Source organism: Allobosea sp. UC22_33 (genome assembly GCF_042700715.1).
Classification (GTDB): Bacteria; Pseudomonadota; Alphaproteobacteria; order Rhizobiales; family Beijerinckiaceae; genus Allobosea.
Genome location: NZ_CP170556.1, coordinates 2,739,688 through 2,765,858, shown reverse-complemented (window position 1 = coordinate 2,765,858; position 26,171 = coordinate 2,739,688). Strand labels below are relative to the sequence as shown.

Below are 26,171 nucleotides of genomic sequence, written 5' to 3'. Positions count from 1 at the left end.
AATCGGCATCGCGCGGGATCGCGGGCCGGCTCGGAACCCGAGGTGGTTCATGGCGAAATCCAATCCCTTCCAGTTCCTGCAGGACGTGCGCTCCGAGGCGACCAAGGTCACCTGGCCGTCGCGCCGCGAGACGCTGATCACCACGGGCCTCGTGCTCGCCATGGTGGTCCTGTCCAGCCTGTTCTTCCTCTTCACCGACACCGTCATCCGCTGGGTGCTCGGCCTCGTCCTCGGCGCCCGTTGAACGGAATTACGCACGTGAGCACCCGCTGGTATATCGTCCACGCCTATTCGAACTTCGAGAACAAGGTCGCCCAGTCGATCCGCGACCAGGCTGCGCAGCGCAACCTTGCCGACAAGTTCGACGAGGTGCTGGTGCCGACCGAGAAGGTCGTCGAGGTTCGCCGTGGCCGCAAGGTCGAGGCCGAGCGCAAGTTCTTCCCGGGCTATGTGCTGGTGAAGTGCGAGATGACCGACGAGGTCTACCACCTCATCAAGAACACGCCGAAGGTCACCGGCTTCCTGGGCGCCGACAAGGCCAAGCCCATGCCGATCCCCGAGAGCGAGGCGATGCGCATCAAGGGCCAGGTGGCCGAGGGTGTCGAGCGGCCGAAGCCGACGATCGTTTTCGAGGTCGGCGAGCAGGTCAAGGTCGCAGACGGGCCCTTCGCTTCGTTCAACGGCGTCGTCGAGGATGTCGACCACGCCCGCGCCCGCCTCAAGGTCGCGGTCTCGATCTTCGGCCGCGCCACGCCGGTCGAGCTCGAATACAGCCAGGTCGAGAAGCTCTGAGGCTTTTCGCGAATTCGACTGGCGCGGCGGCCTGCGCTTCCGGTGCTCACGGACCAATGTCCGCTCCGCTCCGGTTCTCGGCCGCCACGCCATTCGGCTCGCGCCAGCGAATTCTCGAAGAAGCCTCACCGGGAAGGATTTTTCCTTCCCTTCGGCGCGGCCTTATGTCATAGGGCGCGCCTCAACCGCGTGGGAGGCGTGCCGGTCGCCAGCCGGATCACAGGCGCCGCACCACGCACTGCAACCACCCCGGCCCCGATGAAGAGCATCGGCAGGCGGGGTCGTCGTCGTTCCGGATAGGCATCGGGGCGGACGGCAGGAGCAGCCATCATGGCGAAGAAGATCACGGGCTACGTGAAGCTTCAGGTTCCGGCGGGCGCGGCCAATCCGTCGCCGCCGATCGGTCCGGCGCTGGGTCAGCGCGGCCTCAACATCATGGAATTCTGCAAGGCCTTCAACGCGAAGACCCAGCAGATGGAAAAGGGCATGCCCATCCCGGTGATCATCACCGCGTATGCGGATCGCTCCTTCACCTTCGAGATGAAGCAGCCGCCGGTCTCGTACTGGCTGAAGAAGGCCGCTGGCCTGACCTCGGGTTCGAAGACCCCGGGCAAGGGCGCCAATGTCGGCAAGGTCACTGCTGCGCAGATCAACGAGATCGCCGAGAAGAAGATGGCCGATCTCAACTGCGACACCGTCGAATCGGCTTCGGCCATGATCCGTGGCTCGGCCCGCTCGATGGGCCTGGAAGTCGTGGGCTGAGGGGGCGATCATGGCACATATCGGAAAGCGCGTCGTCAACGGCCGTGAAGGCATTGACCGCACCAAGCTCTACTCGCTCGACCAGGCTGTCACGTTCATCAAGGAACGCGCCAACGCCAAGTTCGACGAGACCGTCGAGATCGCGATGAATCTCGGCGTCGATCCCCGCCACGCCGACCAGATGGTCCGCGGCGTCTGCAACCTGCCGAACGGCTCAGGCCGCACGCTGCGCGTCGCCGTCTTCGCCCGCGGCGCCAAGGCCGAAGAGGCCAAGGCCGCCGGTGCCGACATCGTCGGCGCCGAGGAGCTGGTCGAGTCCGTCCAGAAGGGCGAGATCAACTTCGATCGCTGCATCGCGACCCCGGACATGATGGGCCTCGTCGGCCGTCTCGGTAAGGTGCTCGGCCCGCGCGGCCTGATGCCGAACCCGCGCGTCGGCACCGTCACCATGGACGTGACCAGCGCGGTCGCGGCCTCGAAGGGCGGTTCGGTCGAGTTCCGCGTCGAGAAGGCCGGTATCGTCCACGCTGCGGTCGGCAAGGCCTCGTTCTCGGCCGAGAAGCTCTCGGAGAACATCAAGGCTTTCGTCGACTCCGTCGCCAAGGCGAAGCCCGCCGGCGCCAAGGGCACGTACATTCAGCGCGTCGCGCTGTCGTCGACCATGGGCCCGGGCGTCAAGATCGAGCCGAACACCGTCATCGGCGGCTGATCGGGCTTCGGCGCAGGGCGGCCGGTATCGACGGTCGCCACCCGCTCTTGATTTCGTGAAGTCAAGAGCCTACTTGGCAGGAACAGGCGAAGGCGCTATACGCACGCCTGTTTCCATGAGTGAAGGGGCTCCGGCGTGCCTGGCACGAAGGGGTCTGTTTCGCGTTTTTCGGCGGTTTTCCGCTGAAGAATGGGTGATTGGGGCCGCGGAGAGTGATTTCCAAGGCCAGAATCATCCAGTCCTGTCTGAGACTGCAGGTGCCTTCCCGGTTCGTCCGGGAGCATAATTTCGCCAAGAGGCCTGCATAGACGGTGCAAGAGCTTAGTCCCGGATCGCGAGATCCGGACAAGACGGTTCGAACCATCTCGCCCGATCGTGACCCTCAGGGGTCGGGAGCGGGGACAGGGCACCAAGCGCCGCTTTGCGGGACGCCGGTGTCAACCGGGGTTTCGGGAAGCGGCATTTGCAACCGGCGGCGAGCCCTCAAAGCTTGTCGCCTACCGGAGAGAGCCCAGTGGATAAAGCGGCAAAAAAAGATGCCGTCGCGTCGCTGAACGATGTGTTTGCGAACACGTCGGTCGTCGTCGTGGCCCACTATGCGGGTTTGACCGTGGCCCAGTTCCAGAAGCTTCGTCGCGAGATGAAGGCGAATGGCGCCACTGTTAAGGTCGCAAAGAACCGCTTGGCCAAGATCGCTCTTGAAGGCACCGACGTCGCGTCCATCAGCAAGCTGCTGACGGGTCCCACCCTGATCGCTTATTCAAACGATCCGGTCGCGGCGCCGAAGGTCGCCACCGCTTTCGCCAAGGAGAACGACAAGCTCGTCATCCTGGGCGGCGCGATGGGCACGACCGCCCTGAACCCCGATGGTGTCAAGGCCCTGGCCACGATGCCCTCGCTCGACGATATGCGCGCCAAGCTCATCGGCCTTATCCAGGCCCCGGCTACGAAGCTCGCGCAGCTCACGAACGCGCCCGCCGGCAAGCTGGCACGCGTGGTTCAGGCTTATGCCGACAAGAATGCGGCTTGATAGCCAGCAAACCCTTATCGTTCGAACCTCTTAACACAGGAAGTTAAACCATGGCCGATCTCGCCAAGCTCGTCGACGATCTCTCGTCGCTCACCGTTCTCGAGGCCGCTGACCTCGCCAAGATGCTCGAAGAGAAGTGGGGCGTTTCCGCCGCTGCCGCCGTCGCCGTTGCGGCTGGCCCGGCTGCCGGTGGCGCTGCCGCCGCCGCTGCTGAAGAGCAGACCGAGTTCACCGTTGTCCTGGCTTCGGCCGGCGACAAGAAGATCGAGGTGATCAAGGAAGTCCGCGCCATCACCGGCCTGGGCCTCAAGGAAGCCAAGGACCTGGTCGAAGGCGCTCCGAAGCCGGTCAAGGAGTCGGTTGGCAAGGACGAGGCCGAGAAGCTCAAGAAGCAGCTCGAGGCCGTCGGCGCCAAGGTCGAGCTCAAGTGAGCTTGGGCCGGCTGATGCCGGTCCGACCGTAGTCACTATCGACAGTCCCGGGGCGGTTCACGCCTCCGGGGCTGTTGCGTCGTTTCCGCGAGGTACGACGAATCGGTGAGACAGATCGAAGCGATTTGTCTCGAACGGCTGACCCGGCGGCCTTGCCGCCGGCTCGGTGGGACCTCCGGGTCAGCCGTCTGCAACAGCGGTTCATCGTCGGATGAATCTGCGCGGATGTGTCAAGGTTGGGCATGGCGTTCTCCGCCGGGCCCGAAGAACGCGAGGAACAACATGGTCAATTCGCTCCAGGGTCGCAGGCGCGTCCGCAAGTTCTTCGGCAAGCTCAAGGAAGTCGCGGAGATGCCGAACCTCATCGAGGTTCAGAAGGCGTCCTACGATCAGTTCCTGATGGTCGACGAGCCCAAGGGCGGCCGTGCCGACGAGGGCCTTCAGTCCGTCTTCAAGTCCGTCTTCCCGATCGGCGATTTCTCCGGCGCCTCGCTGCTGGAGTTCGTGAAGTACACCTTCGAGCCGCCGAAGTACGACGTCGACGAGTGCCGCCAGCGCGGCATGACCTTCTCGGCGCCGCTCAAGGTGACGCTGCGCCTGATCGTGTTCGATATCGATCCGGACACCCAGGCGAAGTCGGTCAAGGACATCAAGGAGCAGGATGTCTACATGGGCGACATGCCGCTCATGACCGATAACGGCACCTTCATCGTCAACGGTACCGAGCGCGTCATCGTCTCGCAGATGCACCGTTCGCCGGGCGTGTTCTTCGACCACGACAAGGGCAAGACCCATTCCTCGGGCAAGCTGCTCTTCGCCGCGCGCATCATCCCCTATCGCGGGTCCTGGCTCGACATCGAGTTCGACGCCAAGGACATCGTCTATGCCCGTATCGACCGGAAGCGTAAGATTCCGGTGACGTCGCTGCTGTTCGCGCTCGGCATGGACGGCGAGGAGATCCTCAGCCGCTTCTACAACCACATCACCTACACCAAGGACGCCAAGGGCTGGCGCGTTCCCTACGACGCGGAGCGCATGAAGGGCTTCAAGGCCAATGAGGACCTGATCGACGCCGATACCGGCGAGGTCGTGGTCGAGGCCGGCAAGAAGCTCGTCGCCCGCACCGCCCGCCAGCTGGCCGAGAAGGGCCTGAAGTTCCTGCGCGCGCAGGACGAGGACCTGTACACCCAGTACATCGCCGAGGACCTGGTCAACCCGGCAACGGGCGAGGTCTATGCCGAGGCCGGCGAGGAGATCGACGAGAAGCTGCTGAAGCAGCTGACCGACGACGGCTTCGACGAGATCCCGGTGCTCGACATCGACCACATCACGGTCGGCCCCTATATCCGCAACACGCTGAAGGTCGACAAGAACTCGCGTCGTGAAGAGGCGCTGTTCGACATCTACCGCGTGATGCGTCCCGGCGAGCCGCCGACGCTCGAGACCGCCGAGAACATGTTCCAGTCGCTGTTCTTCGACTCGGAGCGCTACGACCTCTCGGCCGTCGGCCGCGTCAAGATGAACATGCGCCTCGACCTCGACGCCGAGGACACCGTGCGCATCCTGCGCAAGGAAGACATCTTCGCGGTCGTCAAGGCGCTGGTCGACCTGCGCGACGGCAAGGGCGAGATCGACGACATTGACCATCTCGGCAACCGCCGCGTGCGCTCGGTCGGCGAGCTCATGGAGAACCAGTATCGCCTGGGCCTGCTACGCATGGAGCGCGCCATCAAGGAACGCATGTCCTCGGTCGATATCGACACGGTCATGCCGCAGGACCTGATCAACGCGAAGCCGGCGGCTGCCGCCGTGCGCGAGTTCTTCGGCTCGTCGCAGCTCTCGCAGTTCATGGACCAGACGAACCCGCTCTCGGAAGTCACCCACAAGCGCCGTCTTTCGGCGCTTGGCCCGGGCGGCCTGACCCGTGAGCGCGCCGGCTTCGAGGTGCGCGACGTGCACCCGACGCATTACGGCCGCATCTGCCCGATCGAGACGCCGGAAGGCCCGAATATCGGCCTGATCAACTCGCTCGCCACCTTCGCACGGGTGAACAAGTACGGCTTCATCGAGAGCCCCTACCGCCGCATCCGCGACGGCAAGGTCACGGACGAGGTGATCTATCTCTCGGCGATGGAAGAGGCGAAGTACAACGTCGCCCAGGCGAATGCCGCCGTCGACGCTGAAGGCCGCCTGACCGACGACCTGATCGTCTGCCGCCGCGCCGGTGAAGTCATCGTCACGCCGGTCGACAAGGTCGACTTCCAGGACGTGTCGCCGAAGCAGCTCGTTTCGGTCGCCGCGGCGCTGATCCCGTTCCTCGAGAACGACGACGCGAACCGCGCGCTGATGGGCTCGAACATGCAGCGCCAGGCGGTGCCGCTGGTTCGCGCCGACGCGCCCTTCGTCGGCACCGGCATGGAAGCCGTCGTCGCCCGTGACTCGGGCGCCGCGATCGCGGCCCGCCGCGGCGGCATCGTCGACCAGGTCGACGCGACCCGTATCGTCATCCGCGCTTCGGACGAGATGGATCCGACCAAGCCCGGCGTCGACATCTATCGCCTGCAGAAGTTCCAGCGCTCCAACCAGTCGACCTGCATCACGCAGCGTCCGCTGGTCCGCGTCGGCGACATCATCAAGAAGGGCGACATTGTCGCCGACGGCCCGTCGACGGAGTTCGGCGAGCTCGCGCTCGGCCGCAACGTGCTCGTCGCGTTCATGCCGTGGAACGGCTACAACTTCGAGGACTCGATCCTTCTCTCCGAGAACATCGTGGCCCAGGACGTCTTCACCTCGATCCATATCGAGGAGTTCGAGGTCATGGCCCGCGACACCAAGCTCGGCCCGGAGGAGATCACGCGCGACATTCCGAACGTTTCGGAAGAGGCGCTGAAGAACCTCGACGAAGCCGGCATCGTCTATATCGGCGCCGAAGTGGCGGCCGGCGACATCCTCTGCGGCAAGATCACGCCGAAGGGCGAAAGCCCGATGACGCCGGAAGAGAAGCTTCTGCGCGCCATCTTCGGCGAGAAGGCTTCCGACGTCCGCGACACCTCGCTGCGGGTTCCGCCCGGCGTGCAGGGCACGATCGTCGAGGTCCGCGTGTTCAATCGCCATGGTGTCGACAAGGACGAGCGCGCCCAGGCGATCGAGCGCGAGGAGATCGAGCGTCTCGCCAAGGACCGTGACGACGAGCAGGCGATCCTGGACCGCAACACCTTCGCGCGTCTGGCCGAGATCCTGACCGGCAAGACCGGCCTCGCCGGCCCGAAGGGCTTCAAGAAGGACACGGTCATCACCCGTGAGGTGATGAGCGAGTTCCCGCGTTCGCAGTGGTGGCTGTTCGCCACCGCCGAAGACGCGCTGATGACCGAGATCGAGGCGATGCGGAAGCAGTACGACGAGTCGAAGAAGCGCCTCGAGCAGCGCTTCCTCGACAAGGTCGAGAAGCTGCAGCGCGGCGACGAACTGCCTCCGGGCGTGATGAAGATGGTCAAGGTCTTCGTCGCGGTGAAGCGCAAGATCCAGCCGGGCGACAAGATGGCCGGCCGCCACGGCAACAAGGGCGTCGTTTCGCGCATCGTGCCGGTGGAGGACATGCCGTTCCTCGAAGACGGCACCCATGCCGACATCGTGCTGAACCCGCTCGGCGTGCCCTCGCGCATGAATGTCGGGCAGATCCTGGAGACCCATCTGGGTTGGGCGGCTGCGGGCCTCGGCAAGCAGATCGGCAAGGCGCTCGATGCCTACAAGAAGTCGAGCGACTTCAAGGCGCTGAAGGCGGAGTTCGACGCCGTCTACGAGGATAACGAGATCATCGCCTCGATGGACGAGGCCGAACTCGTCGAGATGGGCCAGAACCTGCGCCGCGGCGTCCCCGTCGCGACCCCGGTCTTCAACGGCGCCAAGGAGGCCGATATCGAGCGGCTCCTGGAGCAAGCCGGCCTGCATTCCTCGGGCCAGTCGACGCTCTATGACGGCCGCACGGGTGAGCCTTTCGACCGCAAGGTGACGATGGGCTACATCTATATGCTCAAGCTGCACCACCTGGTCGACGACAAGATCCACGCCCGTTCGATCGGTCCGTACTCGCTCGTCACCCAGCAGCCGCTGGGCGGCAAGGCGCAGTTCGGCGGCCAGCGCTTCGGCGAAATGGAGGTCTGGGCGCTCGAAGCCTACGGCGCCGCCTACACCCTGCAGGAAATGCTGACGGTGAAGTCGGACGACGTCGCGGGCCGCACCAAGGTCTACGAGTCGATCGTGCGCGGCGAGGACAATTTCGAGGCGGGCATCCCCGAGAGCTTCAACGTTCTCGTCAAGGAAATGCGCTCGCTCGGCCTCAATGTCGAGCTGATCAACAACAAGGTGAAGCCGGGCGAATTGCCGCCGGCCGAAGCGGCTGAATAAGCCGCCACCCGACACCTTGAACAATGCCGGCGGCACTCACGCCGCCGGCTGACGGATTTGACGAGCCGGGCAGGGCGGCCTTTGCCCCCGCCGGCGGAAGGAGACAGGCGATGAAGCAAGAGGTCATGAACCTTTTCGGCCAGCAGCCGGTCCAGCAGGCCTTCGACGCGATCAAGATTTCGATCGCGAGCCCGGAGAAGATCCTGTCCTGGTCCTTTGGCGAGATCAAAAAGCCCGAGACCATCAACTACCGCACGTTCAAGCCGGAGCGTGACGGCCTGTTCTGCGCGCGCATCTTCGGGCCGATCAAGGACTACGAGTGCCTGTGCGGCAAGTACAAGCGCATGAAGTTCAAGGGCGTCATCTGCGAGAAGTGCGGCGTCGAAGTGACGCTCGCCCGCGTCCGGCGCGAGCGCATGGGCCATATCGAGCTCGCCGCGCCCGTCGCGCATATCTGGTTCCTGAAGTCGCTGCCCTCGCGCATCGGCCTCCTGATGGATATGCCGCTCAAGGATCTGGAGCGCATCCTCTACTTCGAAAGCTATGTCGTCATCGAGCCGGGCCTGACCCCGCTCAAGGACCGTCAGCTTCTGTCGGAAGAAGAGTATGTCCGCTGCCAGGAAGAGTACGGCGCGGACACCTTCACCGCCATGATCGGCGCGGAAGCCATCCGCGAGATGCTGCGCGCGCTCGACCTCGACCAGATCAACGCCGATCTCAAGCATGAGATCGCGACGACGACGTCGGAGCTGAAGCCCAAGAAGCTGATGAAGCGCCTCAAGATCATCGAGGCCTTCCAGGAGTCGGGCAACAAGCCGGAATGGATGGTGATGACCCAGATCCCGGTCATCCCGCCGGATCTGCGCCCGCTCGTGCCGCTCGACGGCGGCCGTTTCGCGACCTCGGACCTGAACGACCTCTATCGTCGCGTCATCAACCGTAACAACCGCCTGAAGCGCCTCATCGAGCTGCGCGCGCCGGACATCATCATCCGCAACGAGAAGCGGATGCTGCAGGAGTCGGTCGACGCGCTGTTCGACAACGGCCGTCGCGGCCGCGTCATCACGGGTGCCAACAAGCGCCCGCTGAAGTCGCTCGCCGACATGCTGAAGGGCAAGCAGGGCCGCTTCCGCCAGAACCTGCTCGGCAAGCGCGTCGACTACTCGGGCCGCTCGGTCATCGTCGTCGGCCCGGAGATGAAGCTGCACCAGTGCGGCCTGCCGAAGAAGATGGCGCTCGAGCTGTTCAAGCCGTTCATCTATGCGCGCCTCGACGCCAAGGGCTACTCGACCACGGTCAAGCAGGCCAAGAAGCTCGTCGAGAAGGAGAAGCCTGAGGTCTGGGATATCCTGGACGAGGTTATCCGCGAGCATCCGGTGATGCTGAACCGCGCGCCGACGCTCCACCGCCTCGGCATTCAGGCCTTCGAGCCCGTGCTGATCGAGGGCAAGGCGATCCAGCTCCATCCGCTGGTCTGCGCCGCCTTCAACGCGGACTTCGACGGCGACCAGATGGCCGTGCACGTCCCGCTGTCGCTCGAGGCGCAGCTGGAAGCGCGCGTGCTGATGATGTCGACCAACAACATCCTGCACCCGGCGAACGGCATGCCGATCATCGTGCCCTCGCAGGATATCGTGCTCGGCCTGTACTATCTCTCGATCGTTTCGGATGGCGAGCCCGGCCAGGGCAAGGTCTTCGGCGATTTCGGCGAGCTCGAGCACGCGCTGCACGAGAAGGTCGTCACGCTGCATTCGAAGATCAAGTATCGCTGGACCGGCACCGGCAAGGACGGCAAGCCGTACACGAAGATCTATGACACCACGCCGGGCCGCGTGATCCTCTCGACCGCGCTGCCGGACCATCCGGCCGTGTCCTTCGACGTCAGCAACCGCCTGATGACCAAGAAGGAAATCTCCGGAATGATCGACGCCGTGTATCGCGGCTGCGGTCAGAAGGAATCGGTGATCTTCTGCGACCGCGTCATGGCGCTGGGCTTCCGCCACGCGTTCAAGGCCGGCATCTCCTTCGGCAAGGACGACATGGTCGTGCCGGAGAACAAGTGGGAGATCGTCGACACGACCCGCGCGCTCGCCAAGGATTACGAGCAGCAGTACCAGGACGGCCTGATCACCCAGGGCGAGAAATACAACAAGGTCGTCGACGCCTGGGCGAAGTGCTCCGACAAGCTCGCCCAGGAGATGATGGCCCGCATCTCGACCGTCCAGAAGGACGAGACCGGCCGCGACAAGCAGATCAACTCGATCTACATGATGAGCCACTCGGGTGCCCGTGGTTCGCCGGCGCAGATGCGCCAGCTCGCCGCCATGCGCGGCCTGATGGCCAAGCCCTCGGGCGAGATCATCGAGTCGCCAATCATCTCGAACTTCAAGGAAGGTCTCGACGTTCTCGAGTACTTCAACTCGACCCACGGCGCCCGTAAGGGCCTCGCCGACACGGCGCTCAAGACGGCCAACTCCGGCTATCTCACCCGCCGTCTCGTCGACGTGGCGCAGGACGCGATCATCTCCGAGGTGGATTGCGGCTCGGATAACGGCATCAAGATGCGCGCCATCGTCGATGCCGGCCAGATCGTGGCCTCGCTGGGCATGCGCATCCTGGGTCGCGCGACGGCCGAGGACATCGTCGATGTCGAGGGCAAGGTCATCGTCGCCAAGGGCGTGGTGATCGAAGAGAGCGACATCGCCAAGATCAACGCTGCCGGCGTCCAGGAGGTGAAGATCCGTTCGGTTCTCACCTGCGAGACCAAGAACGGCGTCTGCGCCACCTGCTACGGTCGCGACCTCGCTCGCGGCACGCCCGTCAACATGGGCGAGGCCGTCGGCGTCATCGCGGCGCAGTCGATCGGCGAGCCGGGCACGCAGCTCACCATGCGTACCTTCCACATCGGCGGCGCGGCCACCATCGCCGACCAGTCCTTCGTCGAGTCGAACTTCGAAGGCACGGTCAAGATGCGCAACCGCAACGTCGCGCGGAACTCGGACGGCGACCTCATCGCCATGGCGCGCAACATCGCCATCGTGATCGTCGGCCCCGACGGTGCCGAGCGTGCGGTCCATCGCGTCCAGTTCGGCTCGAAGCTGCGCGTCGACGAGGGCGACAAGGTCAAGCGCGGCCAGCGCCTGATCGAGTGGGACCCCTATTCCCGCCCGATCCTGGCGGAAGTGGACGGCAAGGTCGGCTACGAGGACCTCGTGGACGGCATGTCGATCACCGAGACCACCGACGAAGCGACGGGCATCTCGAAGCGCGTCGTCATCGACTGGCGCGGTTCGGCCCGTACGGCCGACCTCAAGCCGGCGATGGTGATCTTCGGCGCGGACGGCAAGGTTGCGAAGCTCGCCCGTGGTGGCGAAGCCCGCTACATCCTGCCGGTCGACGGCATCATCTCGGTGGAGCCGGGCCACGCGATCAAGGCCGGCGACGTGCTGGCGCGCGTCTCGACCGACTCGGCCAAGACCCGCGACATCACCGGCGGTCTGCCGCGCGTCGCGGAGCTGTTCGAGGCGCGTCGTCCGAAGGACGCGGCGATCATTGCCGAGAAGTCGGGCGTGATCGGCTTCGGCAAGGACTACAAGAACAAGCGCCGCGTCACGCTGACGCCGCATGACGGTTCCGACGGGGTCGAGTACCTGATCCCGAAGGGCAAGCACATCCATCTCCAGGAAGGCGATGTCGTGGAGGTCGGCGACTACATCCTCGACGGCAACCCGGCCCCGCACGACATCCTTGCGATCAAGGGCGTCGAGGAGCTGGCGGCTTATCTGGTCAACGAAATCCAGGAGGTCTATCGCCTCCAGGGCGTGACCATCAACGACAAGCACATCGAGGTTATCGTCCGGCAGATGCTGCAGAAGGTCGAGATCACGGAGTCCGGCGACAGCGACATCCTGACCGGCGACCAGATCGACCGGATCGAGCTGGAAGAGGTCAACGCGAAGCTGCGCGAGGAGGGCAAGAAGCCGGCATCCGGCGTTCCGGTCCTGCTCGGCATCACCAAGGCCTCGCTGCAGACCCGCTCCTTCATCTCGGCGGCGTCGTTCCAGGAGACCACCCGCGTCCTCACCGAGGCGGCGGTCAACGGCAAGTCGGACATGCTCGAAGGCCTCAAGGAGAACGTCATCGTCGGCTCGCTCATCCCGGCCGGTACGGGCGCCCAGGTCGCCCGCATCAAGCAGGTGGCGACGCGCCGCGACGATCTCATCGTCGGCCAGAAGGCGGATGCGGCTGCCAAGGCCGCCAAGGCAGCCGCCGCGGTGCTCCCGGCTGCCGAGTAACAGCCAGGCTCAAGCCTCACGTCATGAAACGGCCGCCTTCGGGCGGCCGTTTCTTTTTGCGCAAGCCGCGGCGCCGTTGAGCCGCGTGGCGCCCCGGACGCTCGGACCAATCCGTGCCCCTGCAGCGTGGACAGCCTGCGGATCGAGGTTTTCTCACGTTTTCTTCACGCGCTTCGGTGTCCACAGGGCGTGGAAATACTCTAAGTTTCGAGGGCGAACGATGCGAGGGCATGATGCGTTGGCCAGCAAGGCGAGAGGGCAAGGAAGCCCCGGATCACGAGGTGCCGCCTGGTTTCGTCGAGGCGGTCGAGGCAATCTATGATGCGGCTCCCGCCCCCGAGCGCTGGCCCGTGGCACTGCAGGCGATCGCCGATGCATTCGGCGATGTCGGCGCTCATCTGATCTATCAGCGGGAAGACGGTGCCTATGGCACGATCTGCTCGCCCGGCCTGGAAGCGGCCCAGCGAGATTACGAGGCGGGGGAGTGGTGGCGCCACGACGTGCGCTTCTCGCGCTCGCTCGAAGGCGGCGCGATCTCGCGCTCCGACACCATCTCGGATCGCGACATCGCGACGTCCGAAGAAATGCAGGAGCTGCCCTTCTATACCCAGTTCCTGCGTTCGCACGGCCTCGGCTGGTTCGGTGGCGTCGGCATCTCGCCCGATCCGCGGGTCGGGGTGGCGCTGGCGGTCCAGCGCGCAGCGGACAAGGGGCCGTGGACCGATGCGGAGCTCGGGACGCTGAGCCGGCTTGGCCGTCATGTCGAGAATGCGCTGAGGCTCGGCATCCGGCTGATCAATGCCGAAGCTTCGCAGCACGCGCTCGCCGATGCCTTGACCCGGCTCGGAGTCGGCGTCTTCCTCCTCGCCGGTGACGGGCGCGTGCTGTTCGCCAACCCGGCCGGGCAGGTGCTCGCCGGTGACGGCCTGCTCGTCAGTGCCGGGCGGCTGACGGCACGGGCAGAGGCGCCGCGCGAGCTGCTGCGGGCCAGGATCGCGGACGCGGCTTTCGGGCACGCAGCCCTTCTCGACGCACCGCGCCCGGTCGTCGTGCAGGATCACCAGCGCGACGGCTTCCTGGCCGTTCATGTGCTTCCGGTCCGGGTAGCGGATCGCGGTGCGGTCGAGACGTTGCTTGCGGAGGTCGTGGCGATCGCCGTCGTCACGAGCTCTCAGGCTGATGCTCCGGCCGATCCGGCACTTGTCCGCGATCTTCTCGGCCTGACGCTGGCCGAGGCTCGCCTGACGGCCCTGGTCGGGGTGGGGCTGGCGCCGCGAGAGGCGAGCGAGCGTCTCGGCATCACAGAGGAGACGGCGCGCACGACCCTGAAGCGCGTCTTCCAGAAGACCGGCGTGACCCGGCAGAGCGAGCTTTCGGCGCTGCTCGCCCGGATGGCGGTTCGGTAGGGCAGGGCGGCGGGGCTCTCGCCGAGACGCTCGTTCAACCCACCGATTCTCTCCTGGGGATCGAGCGGTGGCCCGGATCGAAGGGAGCTGTACGCCTCGTTTCGCGCGGCTATGCTGTCGACCGGCGCATGACATGCGATCGCGATCGGCCCGGAGCCGCCATTCGCCCGGTGGGTGGCGGAAATGCAGGCCGAAACGCGCCCGGAAGCGGATTCCGGGGTTGACGCGAATCTCCGCGTGAGTCATAAGCGCGCCACTGTCGACGGTTGTCGGACACGTTTGTCGCTCGCGCATGGTTCGCGAGCGAGTTTCGCGACCGAAACTCCGTCGGAATTCCAGCGTCGATTGACGACATGGCAGGATGCATGAACGCGGATTTTCCGTGTTCCTCTGCTGGCGAACGCGCCTGAGGCCCCTGAAAGGGCGCCGATGGCGCGGCTTCGTTTATGTCATGACTTTGCTCGGCCTGGGAGATTGACCAGGAATTTCCAAACGCTCAGTGGGGCGAGAGGCCAGAATGCCGACAATCAGCCAGCTCATCCGCAAGTCGCGGTCGCCCGTGAAGGCGCGTAACACCGCCCCGGCGCTTGAGAATTGCCCGCAGAAGCGCGGCGTCTGCACGCGCGTCTATACGACGACCCCGAAAAAGCCGAACTCGGCGCTCCGCAAGGTTGCGAAGGTTCGCCTGACCAACGGCTTCGAGGTGATCGGCTACATCCCCGGCGAGGGTCACAACCTCCAGGAGCACTCTGTCGTCATGATCCGTGGCGGCCGCGTGAAGGACCTTCCCGGCGTGCGCTACCACATCCTGCGCGGCGTGCTCGACACCCAGGGTGTCAAGAACCGCAAGCAGCGCCGTTCGAAGTACGGCGCAAAGCGTCCGAAGTAATTTTCTGCCAGGCCGGCGGGGTCATTCGATCCAAGCCGGTCCGCAGCGTTCCAGATTGACCGGAGACTAGACGATGTCCCGCCGCCACAGTGCCGAAAAGCGCGAAGTTATCCCGGACCCGAAGTTCGGCGATATCGTCGTGACCAAGTTCATGAACTCCGTGATGTATGAAGGCAAGAAGTCGACCGCCGAGCGGATCGTCTACGGTGCCTTCGACATCATCGAGGCCAAGACCAAGAGCGAGCCGCTCGGCGTCTTCAAGTCGGCGCTCGAGAACGTCGCTCCGGCGATCGAGGTTCGTTCCCGCCGCGTCGGTGGCGCGACCTACCAGGTTCCGGTCGAAGTCCGCACCGAGCGCCGCCAGGCTCTGGCGATCCGCTGGCTGATCACGGCCGCTCGCGGCCGCAACGACAAGACCATGGTCGAGCGCCTGTCGGCCGAGCTGATGGACGCCGCCAACAACCGCGGCAACGCCGTCAAGAAGCGTGAAGACACGCACCGGATGGCGGAAGCCAACCGCGCCTTCTCGCACTACCGCTGGTAAGCGGCGTACTGCACCGAGACACAGAGCACGATCATGGCCCGTTCCCATCCCATCGACCGTTATCGCAACTTCGGCATCATGGCCCACATTGATGCCGGCAAGACGACGACGACCGAGCGCATCCTTTTCTACACCGGCAAGTCGCATAAGATCGGCGAAGTCCATGACGGCGCCGCGACCATGGACTGGATGACGCAGGAGCAGGAGCGTGGAATCACGATCACCTCGGCTGCGACGACATGCCTGTGGCGCGACCACCGCCTGAACATCATCGACACCCCCGGCCACGTCGACTTCACCATTGAAGTCGAGCGTTCGCTGCGCGTGCTCGACGGCGCCGTCTGCGTTCTCGACGGCAACCAGGGCGTCGAGCCCCAGACCGAGACCGTCTGGCGCCAGGCCGACAAGTACGACGTTCCGCGCGTCGTCTTCGTCAACAAGATGGACAAGATCGGCGCCGATTTCTATCGCTGCGTTCAGGACATCATCGACCGCGTCGCCGGCAAGCCCGTCTGCCTGCAGATTCCGATCGGTTCGGAGTCCGACTTCGCCGGCGTCATCGACCTCATCAAGATGAAGGCGATCGTCTGGAACGGCGAAGCGCTGGGTGCGTCCTTCGAGGAGAAGGACATCCCGGCCGATCTCGCCGACAAGGCGGCCGAGTATCGCAACAAGCTCGTCGAGGCTGCCGTCGAGATGGACGATGCCGCGATGGAAGCCTATCTCGAAGGCACCGAGCCGGATGCCGCGACCCTGCGCAAGCTGGTCCGCACCGCCGTGCAGCGCCGCGCCTTCCATCCGGTCTTCTGCGGCTCGGCCTTCAAGAACAAGGGCGTGCAGCCCCTGCTCGACGCGGTCGTGGACTTCCTGCCGTCGCCGGTCGATCGCGGCGCGGTCGAAGGCATCGACTTCAAGACCGAAGAGCCGACGACCCGTAATCCGACGGACGAAGATCCGTTCTCCATGCTCGCCTTCAAGATCATGGACGACCCCTTCGTCGGCACCATCACCTTCTGCCGCGTTTATTCGGGCAAGGTCGATGCCGGCCAGGGCGTCATCAACTCGACCCGCGACAAGAAGGAGCGCGTCGGTCGCATGCTCCTGATGCATGCGAACAACCGTGAAGACATCAAGGAGGCTTTCGCCGGCGACATCGTCGCCCTGGCCGGTCTCAAGGACGTCCGTACCGGCGACACGCTCTGCGACCCGACCCATGCGGTCATCCTGGAGCGCATGGAGTTCCCCGAGCCGGTCATCACGATCGCGATCGAGCCGAAGTCCAAGGCCGACCAGGAGAAGCTGGGCCTCGCCCTGTCGAAGCTCGCGAACGAGGATCCGTCCTTCCGCGTCTCGACCGACCAGGAGAGCGGCCAGACCATCCTGAAGGGCATGGGCGAGCTCCATCTCGACATCAAGGTCGACATCCTGAAGCGCACCTACAAGGTCGACGCCAATATCGGCGCGCCCCAGGTTGCGTATCGCGAGACGCTGACCAAGAAGGCCGAGATCGACTACACCCACAAGAAGCAGACCGGCGGTACCGGCCAGTTCGCCCGCGTCAAGCTCGTCATCGAGCCGAACGAGACCGGCAAGGGCTTCGAGTTCGAGTCGAAGGTCGTCGGCGGTTCGGTGCCGAAGGAGTATATCCCCGGCGTCGAGAAGGGCCTGAACTCGGTCATCGGCTCTGGTGTCCTCGCCGGCTTCCCGGTCGTGGACGTCAAGGTCACGCTGATCGACGGCGCCTTCCACGAAGTCGACTCGTCGGCGCTCGCCTTCGAAATCGCCTCCCGTGCAGCGCTGCGCGAAGGTCTGCAGAAGGGTGGCTCCGTGCTGCTCGAGCCGATCATGAAGGTCGAGGTCGTGACCCCGGAAGACTATACCGGTTCGGTCATCGGCGATCTGAACTCGCGTCGTGGCCAGATCCAGGGCCAGGACATGCGCGGCAACGCCGTCGTGATCAACGCGATGGTTCCGCTGGCCAACATGTTCGGCTATGTGAACCAGCTGCGCTCGTTCTCGCAGGGCCGCGCCAACTACACGATGCAATTCGACCACTACGAGCAGGTTCCGTCGGCGGTGGCCGCCGAGGTCCAGGCCAAGTACGCCTGATCACCAGCCCGACCTGCTTTAACGCAACAACGATTTGACTGACGGAGGCTACGATGGCCAAAGAGAAATTTGCGCGGACCAAGCCGCACTGCAACATTGGAACGATTGGTCACGTTGACCATGGCAAGACGTCGTTGACGGCTGCGATCACGAAGGTGCTGGCTGAGTCTGGCGGCGCGTCGTTCACGGCGTATGACCAGATCGACAAGGCTCCGGAAGAGAAGGCTCGTGGCATCACGATCTCGACCGCGCATGTCGAGTACGAGACCCCGGCTCGCCACTACGCCCATGTCGACTGCCCCGGCCACGCCGACTACGTGAAGAACATGATCACGGGTGCGGCGCAGATGGACGGCGCGATCCTGGTTGTGTCGGCGGCCGACGGCCCGATGCCGCAGACCCGCGAGCACATCCTGCTGGCGCGCCAGGTCGGCGTTCCCGCGCTGGTGGTGTTCATGAACAAGGTCGACCTGGTCGACGACGCCGAGCTGCTCGAGCTGGTCGAGATGGAGATCCGTGAGCTCCTGTCGAAGTACGACTTCCCGGGCGACGACATCCCGATCACGAAGGGCTCGGCCAAGGCCGCCCTCGACAACGTCACGCCGGAAATCGGCCATGACGCGGTGATCGCGCTGATGAAGACGGTCGACGACTACATCCCGCAGCCGGAGCGCCCGATCGACCAGCCGTTCCTGATGCCGGTCGAGGACGTGTTCTCGATCTCGGGCCGCGGCACGGTGGTGACCGGCCGCGTCGAGCGCGGCATCGTCAAGGTCGGCGAGGAAATCGAGATCGTCGGCCTGAAGGACACCGTGAAGACGACGGTGACCGGCGTCGAGATGTTCCGCAAGCTTCTGGACCAGGGCCAGGCGGGCGACAACATCGGCGCGCTGCTGCGCGGCACGAAGCGTGAGGACGTCGAGCGCGGGCAGATCCTGTGCAAGCCGGGTTCGGTGAAGCCGCACACGAAGTTCAAGGCCGAGGCCTATATCCTGACGAAGGAAGAGGGTGGCCGTCACACGCCGTTCTTCACCAACTACCGCCCGCAGTTCTACTTCCGCACGACGGACGTGACCGGCGTGGTGACCCTGCCGGAAGGCACGGAGATGGTGATGCCGGGCGACAACATCTCGATGGAGGTGACGCTGATCGCCCCGATCGCGATGGAAGAGAAGCTGCGCTTCGCCATCCGCGAAGGCGGCCGCACCGTCGGCGCCGGCGTCGTCGCCTCGATCATCGCGTAACGCGTTTGCGTGAGGGGCAGGGGCCCTTCGGGGCCTTTGCCTTTTCTCACGTCACGGAGAATTGAGACCATGAACGGTCAGAACATTCGGATCCGCCTCAAGGCGTTCGACCACCGCATCCTCGACGCCTCGACGCGCGAGATCGTGTCGACCGCGAAGCGGACGGGCGCCCAGGTCCGCGGACCGATTCCGCTGCCCACGCTCATCGAGAAGTTCACCGTCAACCGCTCGCCGCACATCGACAAGAAGTCGCGCGAGCAGTTCGAGATGCGGACCCACAAGCGGGTTCTCGACATCGTCGACCCGACCCCCCAGACGGTCGACGCCCTCATGAAGCTCGATCTCGCCGCCGGCGTCGACGTCGAAATCAAGCTTTAAGTCGGAGATGGTCTGAACGACGAAGCGGTTTCCACTTCGTCTGACCATCTTCGGATCCGATTAAACGGGTCCTCTGTTTCCGGCGACCCCGGATGGACATGACCCCAGAGGAAGGTATGCACCGATGCGTTCCGGTGTGATTGCACAGAAAGTCGGGATGACCCGCATCTTCACGGATGCCGGCGAGCACATCCCGGTCACCGTGCTGAAGCTCGACAACTGCCAGGTCGTCGCGCATCGCACGATCGAGAAGAACGGCTATGCGGCCGTGCAGCTGGGCTCCGGCACGGCGAAGGTGAAGAATGTCTCGAAGGCCGAGCGCGGTCATTTCGCGGTCGCCAAGGTCGAGCCGAAGCGCAAGGTGGTCGAGTTCCGCGTCAGCAACGACGCGCTGATCCCCGTCGGCGCCGAGCTGACCGCGGACCACTTCGTCGTCGGCCAGTTCGTCGACGTCTCCGGCACCACCACCGGTAAGGGCTTCGCCGGCGGCATGAAGCGCTGGAACTTCGGCGGCCTGCGCGCCACGCACGGCGTGTCGGTCTCGCATCGCTCGATCGGTTCGACCGGTGGCCGTCAGGACCCGGGCAAGACCTTCAAGAACAAGAAGATGCCGGGCCATCTCGGCGCCGAGCGCGTCACCACGCAGAACCTGCGCGTCGTCCAGACGGATGCCGAGCGTGGCCTGATCCTCGTCGAGGGCGCCGTTCCCGGCGTCGCCGGCGGCTGGATCCATGTCCGTGACGCCGTCAAGCGCGCCCTCCCGAAGGACGCGCCGCTGCCGGGCAAGTTCAAGGTTTCCGGCGAGGCCAAGGCGGAAGAGGCTCCTGCGGCCCAGGCTGAGGAGAACGCGTGATGAAGTTCGATATCACCACTCTTGAAGGCAAGTCGGCCGGTTCGGTCGAGCTGTCGGATGAGGTGTTCGGCCTCGAGCCGCGCGCCGATCTGCTCGCCCGCATGGTCCGCTATCAGCTCGCCAAGCGCCGCGCCGGGACTCACAAGTCCAAGGGCCGCTCGGAAGTCGATCGCACTCGCAAGAAGATCTACAAGCAGAAGGGCACCGGCGGCGCTCGCCACGGCGCGGCTTCGGCCCCGCAGTTCCGCGGCGGCGGCAAGGCCTTCGGCCCGGTCGTTCGTGACCACGGTCATGATCTTCCCAAGAAGGTCCGCGCTCTCGCCCTGCGTCATGCGCTCTCGTCCAAGGCCAAGGATGCCGGCATCATCATCATCGACGATGTGACGCTGTCCGAGCCGAAGACCAAGGTGCTGCTCGGCCATTTCGGCAAGCTCGACCTGTCGAGCGCGCTGATCATCGGCGGCGCCGAGATCGATACCAATTTCGGCCTGGCCGCTCGCTCGATCCCGAATGTCGACGTGCTGCCGGTCCAGGGCATCAACGTTTACGACATCCTGCGTCGCGACAAGCTTGTCCTGACGCGCGCGGCCGTCGATGCGCTGGAGGCGCGCTTCAAATGAGCCAGTCCGCCAAGAACCTCGACCCGCGCCACTACGATGTGATCGTGGCGCCGGTCATCACCGAGAAGGCGACGATGCTCTCGGAGCATAACAAGGTCGTCTTCAAGGTTGCCAAGACCGCAACGAAGCCGCAGATCAAGGCGGCGATCGAGAAGCTCTTCGACGTCAAGGTGAAGAGCGTCAACACGATCGTCACCGAGGGCAAGGTCAAGATGTTCCGTGGCCGTCCCGGCCAGCGTTCGGACGTCAAGAAGGCGGTCGTGACCCTCGAAGAGGGCCACTCCATCGACGTGACCACGGGCCTGTGAGGGAAGCATCATGGCTTTGAAACATTTCAAGCCGATCACGCCGAGCCTTCGCCAGCTCGTGATCGTCGACCGCAGCGAGCTCTACAAGGGCAAGCCGGTCAAGGTGCTGACCGAGGGCAAGAGCTCCTCGGGCGGCCGCAACAACACCGGCCGCATCACCGTCCGCTTCCGCGGCGGTGGCCACAAGCGCACGCTGCGTCTCGTCGACTTCAAGCGTCGCGGCAAGGCCGGCATCCCGGCGACCGTCGAGCGGCTCGAGTACGATCCGAACCGCACCGCCTTCATCGCCCTGATCAAGTATCAGGACGGCGAGCAGGCCTACATCCTGGCGCCGCAGCGCCTGGCTGTCGGCGACACGGTGGTCGCGGGTGACTCGGTCGACGTGAAGCCCGGCAACGCGGCCCCGATGGGCTCGCTGCCGATCGGCACGATCGTCCACAATGTCGAGCTGAAGATCGGCAAGGGCGGCGCGCTCGCCCGTTCGGCCGGCAACTACGCCCAGATCGTCGGTCGCGACCAGGGCTACGTCATCGTTCGCCTGAACTCGGGCGAACAGCGCCTGATCTCGGGTCAGTGCTATGCCACGGTCGGCGCCGTCTCGAACCCGGATCACATGAACCGGAACGACGGCAAGGCTGGTCGCTCGCGCTGGCTCGGCCATCGTCCGCATAACCGCGGCGTCTCGATGAACCCGGTCGACCATCCGCACGGCGGTGGTGAAGGCCGCACCTCGGGTGGCCGTCATCCGGTCACGCCCTGGGGTCTGCCGACCAAGGGCAAGAAGACCCGCTCGAACAAGCGGACCGATACGTTCATCGTGTCGAGCCGTCACGCCCGCAAGAAGAAGAACTGAGGTCCGTCATGGCGCGTTCGCTTTGGAAAGGTCCGTTCGTCGACGGATACCTCCTGAAGAAGGCCGAGGTCGCCAGGACCTCGGCCCGTAATGAAGTTATCAAGATCTGGAGCCGTCGCTCCACGATCCTGCCGCAGTTCGTCGGTCTGACGTTCGGCGTCTACAACGGCCATAAGCATGTGCCGGTGTCCGTGTCCGAGGAGATGGTGGGCCACAAGTTCGGCGAGTTCTCGCCGACGCGCACCTTCCACGGCCATGCCGCCGACAAGAAGGCGAAGAGGAAGTAAGCCATGGGTAAAGCATCCGCCCCCCGTGCGCTGCCCGAGAACGAAGCTACGGCGATTGCCCGCAACCTTCGCGTCTCGCCGCAGAAGCTGAACCTCGTCGCTCAGCTGATCCGTGGCAAGAAGGTCGCGACCGCGCTCGCCGATCTCGAGTTCTCGCGCAAGCGGATCTCGCTCGATGTGCGCAAGTGCCTGCAGAGCGCCATCGCCAACGCCGAGAACAACCATGATCTCGACGTCGACGATCTCGTCGTGGCGCAAGCCTTCGTCGGCAAGGCCCTCGTCATGAAGCGTTTCCACGCTCGTGCCCGTGGCCGTGGCGCCCGCATCCTGAAGCCCTTCGCGAACATCACGATCGTGGTGCGCGAAGTCGCTGCGGCCAAGGCCTGAGGAGAGAACGATGGGTCAGAAAATCAATCCGATCGGCCTTCGCCTCGGCATCAACCGCACCTGGGACTCGCGTTGGTTCGCCAACAAGGGCGAGTACGGCAAGCTGCTGCATGAAGACATGGCCATCCGCGCCGCGCTCATGAAGCTGCTGAAGCAGGCTGCGGTCTCGAAGATCATCATCGAGCGTCCGCACCGGAAGTGCCGCGTCACCATCCACTCGGCCCGTCCGGGCGTGGTGATCGGCAAGAAGGGTGCAGACATCGAGAAGCTCCGCAAGGAAGTCTCGAAGCTGACCAAGGCCGACGTGACGATCAACATCGTCGAGGTGCGCAAGCCCGAGATCGACGCGACGCTCGTCGCCGACTCGATCGCTCAGCAGCTCGAGCGCCGCGTCGCCTTCCGTCGCGCCATGAAGCGCGCCGTTCAGTCGGCGATGCGTCTGGGCGCCGAGGGCATCCGCATCAACTGCTCGGGCCGTCTCGGCGGCGCCGAGATCGCCCGCCTCGAATGGTATCGTGAGGGCCGCGTGCCGCTGCATACGCTGCGCGCCGACGTCGACTACGGCGTCGCCACCGCTTTCACGACCTACGGGACGTGCGGCATCAAGGTCTGGATCTTCAAGGGCGAGATCCTGGAACACGACCCGATGGCCCAGGACAAGCGCCTCTCCGACGAGGGCGGCCGCTCCGGCGGTCGTGATCGCGACCATCGCGATCGTCGTGAGCAGGCTGCGTAAGGCTGATCGAGAAGAGCCATGCTGCAACCAAAACGCACCAAGTTCCGCAAGCAGTTCAAGGGACGCATCTCCGGCGTCGCCAAGGGCGGCACGGATCTCAACTTCGGCCAGTTCGGTCTGAAGGCCCAGGAGCCCGAGCGCGTCACCGCCCGGCAGATCGAGGCGGCCCGCCGCGCGATCACCCGCGCCATGAAGCGCGTGGGCCGTGTCTGGATCCGCATCTTCCCGGACGTGCCGGTTTCCAAGAAGCCGACCGAAGTCCGCATGGGTAAGGGCAAGGGTTCGCCCGAGTTCTGGGCCGCCAAGGTCAAGCCGGGCCGGATCATGTTCGAGCTCGATGGCGTGTCCGAGGAGATCGCCCGCGAGGCGCTCCGTCTCGGCGCCGCCAAGCTGCCGATCAAGACGCGCTTCATCCAGCGCATTGCCGAGTGAGGGAGGGCAAGATGAAAATCACACAGCGTCAGTCCGACCTGAAGGCCATGAGCACGGACCAGCTCCAGGACGAGCTCCTGAAGCTCAAGAAGGAGCAGTTCAACCTGCGCTTCCAGAAGGCCACCGGGCAGCTCGAGAACACCGCGCGCGTCACCGAAGTGCGCAAGGACATCGCCCGCATCAAGACGCTGCAGCGGTCGAAGACCGTCGCAGCGAGCGCGTGAGGAGAGAATAATGCCTAAGCGCGTACTGCAGGGCGTCGTCGTCAGCGACAAGCAGAACAAAACTGTTGTGGTCAAGGTCGAGCGGCGTTATACGCACCCGCTGCTCAAGAAGACGGTGCGCCGCACGAAGAACTATCACGCCCATGACGAGGCGGGTTCGTTCAAGGTCGGCGACACGGTTTGGATCGAGGAGTCCAAGCCGATTTCCAAGCTGAAAAGCTGGGTTGTGCTCGAAGACGCCCCCAAGGCGTGATTCGAGACGGCTTCGCCCGGCCCCGAATCAGGGGCGGGGCGGGGCAGGAAAGAAGCCGGACATGTTTCTCCGCAAAGGTGGAAACCACTTTTGCGGATCGTGTTTTGTTTGAGGCCAGGGGGGCGATCGACCCCCGTCAGTCGTAGTCCCGCCCGGCACTGATGCTGGCCGGGAAACCGCGCTGATACACAGATTGGAAGGATCAAGGCCATGATCCAGGTGCAGACGAATCTCGACGTCGCCGACAATTCCGGCGCCCGTCGCGTGATGTGCATCAAGGTTCTCGGCGGATCGAAGCGGCGCTATGCCCGCATTGGCGACATCATCGTCGTTTCGATCAAGGAAGCCATTCCGCGCGGTCGCGTGAAGAAGGGCGACGTCATGAAGGCGGTCGTCGTTCGCACCGCCAAGGACGTCAAGCGCCAGGACGGTTCGGTGATCCGGTTCGACCGCAATGCGGCCGTGCTGATCAACAACCAGAAAGAGCCGGTCGGCACGCGTATCTTCGGACCGGTTCCGCGCGAGCTGCGCGCCAAGAACCACATGAAGATCATCTCGCTGGCGCCGGAGGTGCTGTGATGGCTGCTAAGATCAAGAAGGGCGACAAGGTCGTCGTGCTCGCTGGTCGCGACAAGGGCAAGTCGGGCGAGGTGCTGCAGGTTCTCCCGAAGGATGCCCGCGCCGTCGTGCGTGGTGTCAATCTCGTGAAGAAGCACACCAAGCAGTCGCAGACGTCCGAGGGTGGCATCATCTCGAAAGAGGCCACCATCGACCTGTCGAATATCGCCGTGGCCGATCCCAAGGACGGCAAGCCGACCCGCGTCGGTTTCAAGGTGCTCGATGACGGCCGCAAGGTCCGTTTCGCCAAGCGTTCGGGGGATCTGATCGATGGCTGAGGCTCAGCAGGCGGCTCTTTCGCCGCGTATGAAGAAGCATTACGAGGACGTCGTTCGTCCCGCGATGATCGCCGAATTCGGCTACAAGAACGTCATGGAAGTGCCGACGATCGAAAAGATCGTCATCAACATGGGCGTTGGTGAAGCGACTGCCGACCGCAAGAAGGTCGACAACGCCGCCGGCGACCTCGCCATGATCGCCGGCCAGAAGCCGGTCATCACCAAGTCCCGCCTCGCCATCGCCGGCTTCAAGCTGCGCGAGAACATGGCGGTCGGCTGCAAGGTCACGCTGCGCAAGACCAAGATGTTCGAGTTCGTCGACCGGCTCGTCACCATCGCCTTGCCGCGCGTGCGCGACTTCCGGGGCCTCAACCCCAAGTCGTTCGACGGGCGCGGCAATTTCGCGCTCGGGATCAAGGAGCACATCGTGTTCCCCGAGATCAACTACGACAAGGTCGACCAGGTCTGGGGCATGGACGTGATCGTCTGCACGACTGCGAAGTCGGACGACGAGGCACGCGCTCTGCTCAAGCACTTCAACTTCCCGTTCCGGCAGTGAACCTCAGCGTTCATACGCGGAAACCAGGAGAGATCGATGGCTAAGAAAAGCTCCGTCGAGAACAACGAGCGTCGCAGGAAGCTGGTGAAGAAATTCGCCGGCCGCCGGGCTCGCCTTCTCGCGATCGCCAATGACGACAACCAGCCCATGGACGAGCGTTTCCTCGCCCGCCTGAAGCTGGCCGAACTGCCGCGCAACTCGGCCAAGATCCGCATTCGCAACCGCTGCGAAGTCACGGGTCGTCCGCGCGCGTTCTATCGCAAGCTCAAGATGTCGCGTGTCGCGCTGCGTGAGCTCGGCAACAAGGGGCTGGTTCCCGGCCTCGTCAAGTCGAGCTGGTAAGGAGGACTGGAACAATGGCTATCATTGATCCGCTCGGCGATATGCTGACCCGCATCCGCAATGCGCAGATGCGTCGCAAGTCCCGCGTTTCCACCCCTGGCTCGAAGCTGCGCGCCCGCGTGCTCGACGTGCTGCAGTCCGAGGGCTACATCCGCGGCTACAGCCAGACCGAGTTCGGCAACGGCCGGACCGAGTTCGACATCGAACTGAAGTATCACGAGGGCCAGCCGGTCATCCGGTCGATCTCGCGTGTTTCGAAGCCCGGCCGCCGCGTCTACTCGTCGGTCGAGACCATGCCGCGCGTGGCCGATGGCCTTGGCGTGACGATCGTCTCGACCCCACGTGGCGTGATGGCCGATCATGTGGCCCGCGAGCAGAACGTGGGCGGCGAAGTGCTCTGCAAGGTCTTCTGACCTTACAGGCGCCCC

29 protein-coding genes are annotated in these 26,171 nt (G+C 64.5%); all 29 read left to right on the top strand.

Going from position 1 to position 26,171, the window contains the following annotated elements; genetic code table 11:
• Positions 1–49: 49 nt before the first annotated feature.
• Complete coding sequence (gene secE, locus ACFJGT_RS13145) at positions 50–244, top strand: preprotein translocase subunit SecE (protein ID WP_061966725.1); 195 nt, start codon at positions 50–52, stop codon at positions 242–244.
• A 14-nt stretch (positions 245–258) separates the two neighbouring features.
• The gene (gene nusG / locus ACFJGT_RS13140; protein WP_377838347.1) at positions 259–792 is read left to right on the top strand and encodes a transcription termination/antitermination protein NusG; all 534 of its coding nucleotides are present in this window, start codon (positions 259–261) and stop codon (positions 790–792) included.
• 330 nt (positions 793–1,122) lie between these two features.
• On the top strand, positions 1,123–1,554 hold the full coding sequence (gene rplK / locus ACFJGT_RS13135) for a 50S ribosomal protein L11 (protein ID WP_377838344.1): 432 nt from the start codon (positions 1,123–1,125) through the stop codon (positions 1,552–1,554).
• Between the two features lie 10 nt (positions 1,555–1,564).
• Positions 1,565–2,263, top strand: coding sequence for a 50S ribosomal protein L1 (gene rplA, locus ACFJGT_RS13130; RefSeq protein WP_377838342.1), 699 nt, complete (start codon positions 1,565–1,567; stop codon positions 2,261–2,263).
• A gap of 514 nt (positions 2,264–2,777) precedes the next feature.
• On the top strand, positions 2,778–3,293 hold the full coding sequence (gene rplJ / locus ACFJGT_RS13125) for a 50S ribosomal protein L10 (RefSeq protein WP_113586819.1): 516 nt from the start codon (positions 2,778–2,780) through the stop codon (positions 3,291–3,293).
• Positions 3,294–3,343: 50 nt separating this feature from the next.
• Complete coding sequence (rplL, locus tag ACFJGT_RS13120) at positions 3,344–3,724, top strand: 50S ribosomal protein L7/L12 (RefSeq protein WP_377838339.1); 381 nt, start codon at positions 3,344–3,346, stop codon at positions 3,722–3,724.
• A 282-nt stretch (positions 3,725–4,006) separates the two neighbouring features.
• Entirely contained in the window at positions 4,007–8,128 is a 4,122-nt protein-coding gene (gene rpoB / locus ACFJGT_RS13115; RefSeq protein WP_377838337.1) for a DNA-directed RNA polymerase subunit beta, read from the top strand.
• 110 nt (positions 8,129–8,238) lie between these two features.
• The gene (rpoC, locus tag ACFJGT_RS13110) at positions 8,239–12,423 is read left to right on the top strand and encodes a DNA-directed RNA polymerase subunit beta' (protein ID WP_377838335.1); all 4,185 of its coding nucleotides are present in this window, start codon (positions 8,239–8,241) and stop codon (positions 12,421–12,423) included.
• Positions 12,424–12,653: 230 nt separating this feature from the next.
• The gene (locus ACFJGT_RS13105; protein ID WP_377838333.1) at positions 12,654–13,829 is read left to right on the top strand and encodes a helix-turn-helix transcriptional regulator; all 1,176 of its coding nucleotides are present in this window, start codon (positions 12,654–12,656) and stop codon (positions 13,827–13,829) included.
• 517 nt (positions 13,830–14,346) lie between these two features.
• Complete coding sequence (rpsL, locus tag ACFJGT_RS13100; protein WP_199085547.1) at positions 14,347–14,718, top strand: 30S ribosomal protein S12; 372 nt, start codon at positions 14,347–14,349, stop codon at positions 14,716–14,718.
• A gap of 73 nt (positions 14,719–14,791) precedes the next feature.
• The gene (gene rpsG / locus ACFJGT_RS13095) at positions 14,792–15,262 is read left to right on the top strand and encodes a 30S ribosomal protein S7 (protein WP_061966717.1); all 471 of its coding nucleotides are present in this window, start codon (positions 14,792–14,794) and stop codon (positions 15,260–15,262) included.
• A 33-nt stretch (positions 15,263–15,295) separates the two neighbouring features.
• Positions 15,296–17,371 (top strand): elongation factor G, encoded by a 2,076-nt coding sequence (gene fusA, locus ACFJGT_RS13090; protein WP_377838331.1) that lies wholly within the window; start codon positions 15,296–15,298, stop codon positions 17,369–17,371.
• A gap of 53 nt (positions 17,372–17,424) precedes the next feature.
• A complete protein-coding gene (tuf, locus tag ACFJGT_RS13085; protein ID WP_377838329.1) occupies positions 17,425–18,615 on the top strand; it encodes an elongation factor Tu in 1,191 nt (396 codons plus the stop codon).
• A gap of 69 nt (positions 18,616–18,684) precedes the next feature.
• A complete protein-coding gene (gene rpsJ / locus ACFJGT_RS13080) occupies positions 18,685–18,993 on the top strand; it encodes a 30S ribosomal protein S10 (RefSeq protein ID WP_043237115.1) in 309 nt (102 codons plus the stop codon).
• Positions 18,994–19,117: 124 nt separating this feature from the next.
• On the top strand, positions 19,118–19,846 hold the full coding sequence (gene rplC, locus ACFJGT_RS13075) for a 50S ribosomal protein L3 (RefSeq protein WP_377838327.1): 729 nt from the start codon (positions 19,118–19,120) through the stop codon (positions 19,844–19,846).
• On the top strand, positions 19,846–20,466 hold the full coding sequence (gene rplD, locus ACFJGT_RS13070) for a 50S ribosomal protein L4 (protein ID WP_377838325.1): 621 nt from the start codon (positions 19,846–19,848) through the stop codon (positions 20,464–20,466). Before rplC ends, rplD begins: the two co-directional genes overlap by 1 nt.
• Positions 20,463–20,774, top strand: a complete 312-nt coding sequence (locus tag ACFJGT_RS13065; RefSeq protein WP_047582026.1) for a 50S ribosomal protein L23 — start codon at positions 20,463–20,465, stop codon at positions 20,772–20,774. Before rplD ends, ACFJGT_RS13065 begins: the two co-directional genes overlap by 4 nt.
• A 10-nt stretch (positions 20,775–20,784) precedes the next feature.
• Positions 20,785–21,627 carry a 50S ribosomal protein L2 gene (gene rplB / locus ACFJGT_RS13060; RefSeq protein ID WP_377838323.1) on the top strand — a complete coding sequence of 281 codons (843 nt, stop codon included), beginning with the start codon at positions 20,785–20,787 and terminating at the stop codon, positions 21,625–21,627.
• 8 nt (positions 21,628–21,635) lie between these two features.
• Complete coding sequence (gene rpsS / locus ACFJGT_RS13055) at positions 21,636–21,914, top strand: 30S ribosomal protein S19 (protein WP_047582029.1); 279 nt, start codon at positions 21,636–21,638, stop codon at positions 21,912–21,914.
• Positions 21,915–21,917: 3 nt separating this feature from the next.
• Positions 21,918–22,301 carry a 50S ribosomal protein L22 gene (rplV, locus tag ACFJGT_RS13050; protein WP_377838321.1) on the top strand — a complete coding sequence of 128 codons (384 nt, stop codon included), beginning with the start codon at positions 21,918–21,920 and terminating at the stop codon, positions 22,299–22,301.
• A 10-nt stretch (positions 22,302–22,311) separates the two neighbouring features.
• A complete protein-coding gene (rpsC, locus tag ACFJGT_RS13045; RefSeq protein WP_291658356.1) occupies positions 22,312–23,037 on the top strand; it encodes a 30S ribosomal protein S3 in 726 nt (241 codons plus the stop codon).
• An 18-nt stretch (positions 23,038–23,055) separates the two neighbouring features.
• Positions 23,056–23,469: a 50S ribosomal protein L16 gene (gene rplP / locus ACFJGT_RS13040; protein WP_038365403.1), complete on the top strand. Its 414-nt coding sequence runs from the start codon at positions 23,056–23,058 to the stop codon at positions 23,467–23,469.
• A gap of 11 nt (positions 23,470–23,480) precedes the next feature.
• Positions 23,481–23,693, top strand: coding sequence for a 50S ribosomal protein L29 (gene rpmC / locus ACFJGT_RS13035; RefSeq protein ID WP_047582036.1), 213 nt, complete (start codon positions 23,481–23,483; stop codon positions 23,691–23,693).
• Positions 23,694–23,703: 10 nt separating this feature from the next.
• On the top strand, positions 23,704–23,946 hold the full coding sequence (rpsQ, locus tag ACFJGT_RS13030) for a 30S ribosomal protein S17 (protein ID WP_199085553.1): 243 nt from the start codon (positions 23,704–23,706) through the stop codon (positions 23,944–23,946).
• A 210-nt stretch (positions 23,947–24,156) separates the two neighbouring features.
• Positions 24,157–24,525 (top strand): 50S ribosomal protein L14, encoded by a 369-nt coding sequence (rplN, locus tag ACFJGT_RS13025; protein WP_038365406.1) that lies wholly within the window; start codon positions 24,157–24,159, stop codon positions 24,523–24,525.
• Positions 24,525–24,842 carry a 50S ribosomal protein L24 gene (gene rplX, locus ACFJGT_RS13020; protein ID WP_377838317.1) on the top strand — a complete coding sequence of 106 codons (318 nt, stop codon included), beginning with the start codon at positions 24,525–24,527 and terminating at the stop codon, positions 24,840–24,842. Before rplN ends, rplX begins: the two co-directional genes overlap by 1 nt.
• Positions 24,835–25,401 (top strand): 50S ribosomal protein L5, encoded by a 567-nt coding sequence (gene rplE, locus ACFJGT_RS13015; protein ID WP_199085555.1) that lies wholly within the window; start codon positions 24,835–24,837, stop codon positions 25,399–25,401. Before rplX ends, rplE begins: the two co-directional genes overlap by 8 nt.
• A 36-nt stretch (positions 25,402–25,437) precedes the next feature.
• Positions 25,438–25,743, top strand: coding sequence for a 30S ribosomal protein S14 (rpsN, locus tag ACFJGT_RS13010; RefSeq protein ID WP_199085556.1), 306 nt, complete (start codon positions 25,438–25,440; stop codon positions 25,741–25,743).
• Positions 25,744–25,757: 14 nt separating this feature from the next.
• A complete protein-coding gene (gene rpsH / locus ACFJGT_RS13005; protein WP_047582049.1) occupies positions 25,758–26,156 on the top strand; it encodes a 30S ribosomal protein S8 in 399 nt (132 codons plus the stop codon).
• Positions 26,157–26,171 lie beyond the last annotated feature (15 nt).

Excerpts from the sequence above, each read along its gene's own strand:
- secE (WP_061966725.1), top strand. The coding sequence starts at position 50 with ATGGCGAAATCCAATCCCTTCCAGTTCCTGCAGGACGTGCGCTCCGAG.
- rplK (WP_377838344.1), top strand. The coding sequence starts at position 1,123 with ATGGCGAAGAAGATCACGGGCTACGTGAAGCTTCAGGTTCCGGCGGGC.
- rplA (WP_377838342.1), top strand. The coding sequence starts at position 1,565 with ATGGCACATATCGGAAAGCGCGTCGTCAACGGCCGTGAAGGCATTGAC.
- rplL (WP_377838339.1), top strand. The coding sequence starts at position 3,344 with ATGGCCGATCTCGCCAAGCTCGTCGACGATCTCTCGTCGCTCACCGTT.
- rpoB (WP_377838337.1), top strand. The coding sequence starts at position 4,007 with ATGGTCAATTCGCTCCAGGGTCGCAGGCGCGTCCGCAAGTTCTTCGGC.
- rpoC (WP_377838335.1), top strand. The coding sequence starts at position 8,239 with ATGAAGCAAGAGGTCATGAACCTTTTCGGCCAGCAGCCGGTCCAGCAG.
- ACFJGT_RS13105 (WP_377838333.1), top strand. The coding sequence starts at position 12,654 with ATGATGCGTTGGCCAGCAAGGCGAGAGGGCAAGGAAGCCCCGGATCAC.
- rpsL (WP_199085547.1), top strand. The coding sequence starts at position 14,347 with ATGCCGACAATCAGCCAGCTCATCCGCAAGTCGCGGTCGCCCGTGAAG.
- rpsG (WP_061966717.1), top strand. The coding sequence starts at position 14,792 with ATGTCCCGCCGCCACAGTGCCGAAAAGCGCGAAGTTATCCCGGACCCG.
- fusA (WP_377838331.1), top strand. The coding sequence starts at position 15,296 with ATGGCCCGTTCCCATCCCATCGACCGTTATCGCAACTTCGGCATCATG.
- tuf (WP_377838329.1), top strand. The coding sequence starts at position 17,425 with ATGGCCAAAGAGAAATTTGCGCGGACCAAGCCGCACTGCAACATTGGA.
- rpsJ (WP_043237115.1), top strand. The coding sequence starts at position 18,685 with ATGAACGGTCAGAACATTCGGATCCGCCTCAAGGCGTTCGACCACCGC.
- rplC (WP_377838327.1), top strand. The coding sequence starts at position 19,118 with ATGCGTTCCGGTGTGATTGCACAGAAAGTCGGGATGACCCGCATCTTC.
- rplD (WP_377838325.1), top strand. The coding sequence starts at position 19,846 with ATGAAGTTCGATATCACCACTCTTGAAGGCAAGTCGGCCGGTTCGGTC.
- ACFJGT_RS13065 (WP_047582026.1), top strand. The coding sequence starts at position 20,463 with ATGAGCCAGTCCGCCAAGAACCTCGACCCGCGCCACTACGATGTGATC.
- rplB (WP_377838323.1), top strand. The coding sequence starts at position 20,785 with ATGGCTTTGAAACATTTCAAGCCGATCACGCCGAGCCTTCGCCAGCTC.
- rpsS (WP_047582029.1), top strand. The coding sequence starts at position 21,636 with ATGGCGCGTTCGCTTTGGAAAGGTCCGTTCGTCGACGGATACCTCCTG.
- rplV (WP_377838321.1), top strand. The coding sequence starts at position 21,918 with ATGGGTAAAGCATCCGCCCCCCGTGCGCTGCCCGAGAACGAAGCTACG.
- rpsC (WP_291658356.1), top strand. The coding sequence starts at position 22,312 with ATGGGTCAGAAAATCAATCCGATCGGCCTTCGCCTCGGCATCAACCGC.
- rplP (WP_038365403.1), top strand. The coding sequence starts at position 23,056 with ATGCTGCAACCAAAACGCACCAAGTTCCGCAAGCAGTTCAAGGGACGC.
- rpmC (WP_047582036.1), top strand. The coding sequence starts at position 23,481 with ATGAAAATCACACAGCGTCAGTCCGACCTGAAGGCCATGAGCACGGAC.
- rpsQ (WP_199085553.1), top strand. The coding sequence starts at position 23,704 with ATGCCTAAGCGCGTACTGCAGGGCGTCGTCGTCAGCGACAAGCAGAAC.
- rplN (WP_038365406.1), top strand. The coding sequence starts at position 24,157 with ATGATCCAGGTGCAGACGAATCTCGACGTCGCCGACAATTCCGGCGCC.
- rplX (WP_377838317.1), top strand. The coding sequence starts at position 24,525 with ATGGCTGCTAAGATCAAGAAGGGCGACAAGGTCGTCGTGCTCGCTGGT.
- rplE (WP_199085555.1), top strand. The coding sequence starts at position 24,835 with ATGGCTGAGGCTCAGCAGGCGGCTCTTTCGCCGCGTATGAAGAAGCAT.
- rpsN (WP_199085556.1), top strand. The coding sequence starts at position 25,438 with ATGGCTAAGAAAAGCTCCGTCGAGAACAACGAGCGTCGCAGGAAGCTG.
- rpsH (WP_047582049.1), top strand. The coding sequence starts at position 25,758 with ATGGCTATCATTGATCCGCTCGGCGATATGCTGACCCGCATCCGCAAT.